General features: G+C 51.7%; 1 pseudogene. It reads left to right on the top strand.

Annotation, left to right across the window (positions count from 1 at the left end):
- Positions 1-200: 200 nt before the first annotated feature.
- Positions 201-402: pseudogene (locus CKW40_RS42565) on the top strand (branched-chain amino acid ABC transporter permease); the annotation flags it as partial.

Below are 402 nucleotides of genomic sequence, written 5' to 3' on the forward strand. Positions count from 1 at the left end.
GTGTTGGAGGAGAAGGTCGCAAGCGGTTACTTGAGAAATCACGAGGCCGAGAGATTAGCCGTCAAGATTCTTGGTGAAAATGCCAGAAATTTCTTTGCCATTTCCTAGGCGTGCAGATGGCAACTGGAGCGAGAACGGCGCTTAAGCCTCGCTTGGGAAGCTGATGAACACTGCACCCTCACACAAGTACGGACCGTGCCATGGACATTTATTTTAATGCAGCTTTCGAGATAGTAAGTTTCGGCGCCATTGTAGTTCTGGTCGTGCTGGGATTGGGCGTAATCGCAAGCATGATGGGAATTTTCAACTTCGCTCAGGGCGAGTTTGTGCTGATCGGGGCCTATATAACCTATCTGTTTCACAGCCTCGGCCTGCCGGTCGCCTTGGGGATGGTAGCGGCTC

The organism is Mesorhizobium carmichaelinearum, assembly GCF_900199455.1.
GTDB classification, from domain to species: Bacteria; Pseudomonadota; Alphaproteobacteria; order Rhizobiales; family Rhizobiaceae; genus Mesorhizobium; species Mesorhizobium carmichaelinearum.